Annotated in this window: 2 protein-coding genes; both read left to right on the top strand. The window is 39.9% G+C overall.

Annotated elements, in window-relative coordinates; translation table 11 throughout:
• A partial coding sequence (locus ACYVRA_RS05975; protein ID WP_461251837.1) for a hypothetical protein occupies window positions 1-180 on the top strand: 180 nt, incomplete at its 5' end.
• A gap of 99 nt (window positions 181-279) precedes the next feature.
• The gene (locus ACYVRA_RS05980) at window positions 280-3048 is read left to right on the top strand and encodes a hybrid sensor histidine kinase/response regulator (RefSeq protein ID WP_461251838.1); all 2769 of its coding nucleotides are present in this window, start codon (window positions 280-282) and stop codon (window positions 3046-3048) included.
• Window positions 3049-3231: the final 183 nt, after the last annotated feature.

Here is a 3231-nt window from a genome sequence, read left to right on the forward strand (position 1 = left end):
AAGGAAGGAGACCAAACCACTTCCAATAGACCTGTTATGATCAATGTTGCCGCCGCTATTGCAAGCAATAAATTAAAGGTTGTCATCAGCATACGGCGCGGCGTGTATGCGCCATTGAAAATATTTAGCAAAGGCGATAAAAGTGGGAGCGGTGGATTTTATAATCAAACCAATCAATAAAGACGTTCTTCTTGGGAAAATACGCAAGTATTTGAGGTAACTACCTTAAATGAATATTTCAGCTAACGGTTAAAATTTATTTATAAGGCGGAAAAAATCATGTCAATATTCAGCGATTTATCAAAAAAAATGACCCCTAAGCGTTCACTGCATATGCAGATAATGTTTACGATCTTTTCTTATTTTTTAATGGTTGTTTTAAGTTATTTCTTCTCAAAAAATGTTATTGATAAGTATTTAAAACAAAATACGGAAAATATTTTTGTTTCTTTGCAATCGCAAATCATGGGCGACTTGATGGAACCGCAAATAACGCTGGAAAATTTTTCACATGAGGTGCGTGACATGATCATAAAAGGCGATAATGTGGATAAAATAAAAGAGTATTACAATGACATATCAAATTATTTGTCTTTAGACAAACAAAGCTATCTGAATTTTAACGGCTTTATGGGGTATTTTGAAACGCTCCCCGGCGGCCCTGTTTTTATAGAAAGTTTGCAGTGGAACAGACCGGTTGACTTTGATGTAAAAGAACGCCAATGGTATAAAGACGCAATAGCAGCTAACGGTAAAATCGCCGAAACATTAATGTACCATGATCAAATTTACGGCGATATTATGTTTATATACTCCTACTGTATTTATGATAACGAAGGGCGGCGGCTTGGCGTTGTCGCTCTTAGGGTAAAGATCGATAATATCAGAAAATACATTGTTAATACCGTTATGGTTCAGGGCGCGTATGGAATGTTGATCAGCAGGGATTTGGTTGTTCTTGCCCACCCAAACGAGGCGTTTATCGGTGAAAACGCGCGCAATTCGGAAATTCCGTTTTCAATTTTTACAGAGGAATTAAGTAATGGAATGGAAATTAATGAACGTCCGCTAATAACGTATAAAAACGAACACGCCCTGGCTTCTTTTCACCATCTCCCCAACGGCTGGATTATGGGCATTGTAACGCCTAAAGGACCGTACTATAAAAGCATATCCTATATGCTTTTAATACTAATTATATTAGGCACAGTACTTTCATCGGTGCTTGTCTTCGTCCTGATTCGCGTTGACGCGGCAAGAAATAAATCGGACTTAGAAAACAAACACAAAACTTCTTTCTTAGCAAACGTGAGCCACGAAATACGCACGCCCATGAACGCTATTATCGGCATGACGGATCTTCTAAGTTACGAACCGCTTAACAGGCGGCAGATGGGTTTTATCAACGATATAAAAGTTTCAGCTCACTCGCTTCTTTCTATTATAAACGATATATTGGATATGTCAAAAATTGAGGCGGGTAAATTGGAGCTTAACCCGATTAACTACGATTTTCATTTGCTTTTGGATAATGTTCATTCCATGTTCAGTTATGTTACAAAAAAGAAAGGCCTTGAATTTAAATACGAGACCGAAGGGAAGATGCCCCGTTATCTGTACGGCGATGATATAAGGCTTAAACAAGTACTGACAAATATTTGCGGAAACGCGGTTAAGTACACCGAAAAAGGTTATGTGAAATTTAAAGTAACCGCCGCCGATGACAAACTTACGTTTGAAATTAAGGACTCAGGCGTTGGAATGCGTAAAGAAGACCTGCCGAAACTTTTCAATACTTTCCAACGGATCGAGAATGAAAAGAACCGCACCATAGTTGGAACAGGTTTGGGGCTTTCAATCAGCAAGACTTTTGTGGAAATGATGGGCGGAAAAATAATTGTTGACAGCGAGTATGAACAGGGAAGCGTTTTCATGATCATAATTCCGATTGTATTGGGTAAAAAAGAAGAGGTTAAATCAAGTAAAGGCTTGCTGGAAGGACGTACCCTGTCCGCGCCGAGCGCTAAAGTTCTGGTTGTAGATGACAATGAATTTAATATAAGGGTCGCCGAAGGATTGATCGGCCTGTTTAAGATCAATGTGCATAGCGCTTTTTCCGGTAAGGAAGCAATTGATATGGTTCAAAAGGACGATTATGACATTGTATTTATGGATCACATGATGCCCGAAATGGACGGCGTTACGGCAACCGGCTTAATAAGAAAACTTGGCGGCAAGTATAAAAATTTGCCTATTATAGCCCTCACTGCAAATGCGGTTCAAGGCGCAAAAGAAATGTTTTTATCCAGCGGATTTGACGGGTTTATTTCTAAACCAATTGATGTTCAAGAAATGTATAAAGTCCTGAAAGAATGGCTTCCTCTGGAAAAAATTGAGATAAGAAAAGACGGGGAAATAGAAGTGAATAATGATGATGAAGCAAACGGTAATTTTCTCTCCGAACTAGATAAAATCGAGGAAATCAATGTTGAGATTGGCCTAAACCGTGTCTCCGGCATGGAAAACATGTATCGTGAAACGCTGGCGCTTTTCAACCAAAAAATCGTTTTGGAATGTGACGACATGTCCGCAAAGATAAAGCACGGTGACATAAGCGGTTTTGCAATTTCAGTTCACGCCATGAAATCCGCCCTGTCCACAATAGGCGCGATGAGTTTATCCGAAGCGGCGTTCAGGCTGGAAACCGCCGCCAAAGAAAACGATTTTGAATTCTGCGTGCAAAGGTTTCCTGTTTTAAAAGGAAAACTTTTAAATCTGCACGAAGACCTGTCGGCTATTTTCCCTGCCAATGCTCAGGAAGATAGCAAAAAAAAGATCGGCGATAAAGCCTATTTAAAAGGTCAAATTGAAAAAGCGCGTCAAGCCATTTCTGACTTTGACAGTGACGCAGGTTTAAATATTATTAACGATTTACTGACTTATGACTTCGGCGAGCAAAATAACGCTTTATTGAAAAATGCAGCTTTTGCTTTTGAGGAGTTTAATTTTACTGAGGCTACGGATTTGTTGTCTGATGTAGTTGGATAAGTATCAGAAAGTTTGTTATAAGTGATAGCACGATGTATGCCCAAAGAAATTTATTTAGTACAGGCGGGCAGGCTGCGCACGCTGTAAAAACTTCGTAAGAGTCCGCCTCGCACTGGCGGCCACCTAAAGGCGGCCTTGCTTTTATTGGGGACTGCGGCATTTTTTGGTGCTCTCAGCGTGCGG

Source organism: Treponema sp. R8-4-B8 (assembly GCF_054786175.1).

Bases quoted from the DNA above. Each gene is read 5' to 3' on its own strand.
- ACYVRA_RS05980 (WP_461251838.1), top strand. From the start codon at position 280: ATGTCAATATTCAGCGATTTATCAAAAAAAATGACCCCTAAGCGTTCA.